The organism is Pseudoalteromonas sp. PAR1, from assembly GCF_947311895.1.
Taxonomy (GTDB): domain Bacteria; phylum Pseudomonadota; class Gammaproteobacteria; order Enterobacterales; family Alteromonadaceae; genus Pseudoalteromonas; species Pseudoalteromonas lipolytica_C.
In genome coordinates this window covers 1-1,186 of record NZ_CAMZMY010000054.1, presented here as the reverse complement: position 1 = coordinate 1,186, position 1,186 = coordinate 1, and the positions used below count along the sequence as shown (strand labels likewise).

Genomic DNA, 1,186 nt, shown 5'->3' with positions numbered 1-1,186 from the left:
ATTACTCAACGATAGATGCAACAACACCAGCACCAACTGTACGGCCACCTTCACGGATAGCGAAGCGTAAACCTTCGTCCATCGCGATTGGGCAGATTAACTCTACAGTCATCTTGATGTTGTCACCAGGCATTACCATTTCTACGCCTTCTGGTAACTGTACGTCACCTGTTACGTCAGTTGTACGGAAGTAGAACTGTGGACGGTAACCTTTGAAGAAAGGAGTGTGACGACCACCTTCATCTTTAGAAAGTACGTATACTTCTGAAGTGAATTTAGTGTGTGGCTTGATTGAACCAGGCTTACAAAGTACTTGACCACGCTCAACGTCTTCACGCTTAGTACCACGTAGTAGTGCACCGATGTTCTCACCCGCACGACCTTCGTCTAGAAGCTTACGGAACATCTCAACACCTGTACAAGTTGTCTTCGTAGTTTCTTTGATACCTACGATTTCAACTTCGTCATTCACGTTGATGATACCAGCTTCAACACGGCCAGTTACAACAGTACCACGACCTTGGATTGAGAATACGTCTTCGATAGGCATGATGAATGGCTTATCGATGTCACGCTCTGGCTCTGGGATGTATGAATCTAGCGCGTCTGCTAGTTCAACGATCTTGTCTTCCCACTCTTTCTCGCCTTCTAACGCTTTAAGCGCAGAACCTTGGATTAGTGGTAGGTCATCACCTGGGAAGTCGTACTCAGAAAGAAGTTCACGAACTTCCATCTCAACTAGCTCAAGTAGCTCTTCGTCGTCAACCATGTCACATTTGTTCATGAATACGATGATGTAAGGTACACCAACCTGACGAGAAAGTAGGATGTGCTCACGAGTTTGTGGCATAGGACCGTCAGTCGCAGCAACTACTAGGATTGCGCCGTCCATTTGAGCAGCACCAGTGATCATGTTTTTAACATAATCGGCGTGTCCTGGACAGTCTACGTGTGCGTAGTGACGAGTTGGAGTATCGTACTCAACGTGTGAAGTTGAGATTGTGATACCACGCTCACGCTCTTCTGGAGCGTTATCGATTGATGCGAAGTCTTTAGCTACACCACCGTATACTTTTGCAAGTACGTTAGTGATTGCTGCTGTTAGAGTTGTTTTACCGTGGTCAACGTGGCCGATTGTACCAACGTTTACGTGCGGTTTTACGCGTTCAAACTTTTCTTTTGCCAT

At 46.2% G+C, this 1,186-nt stretch carries 1 protein-coding gene; it reads right to left on the bottom strand.

The genetic code is table 11. From position 1 onward, the window contains the following. Position 1 precedes the first annotated feature (1 nt). Entirely contained in the window at positions 2-1,186 is a 1,185-nt protein-coding gene (tuf, locus tag QL229_RS20510) for an elongation factor Tu (protein WP_135922804.1), read from the bottom strand.

Bases quoted from the DNA above. Each gene is read 5' to 3' on its own strand.
- tuf (WP_135922804.1), bottom strand. From the start codon at position 1,186: ATGGCAAAAGAAAAGTTTGAACGCGTAAAACCGCACGTAAACGTTGGT.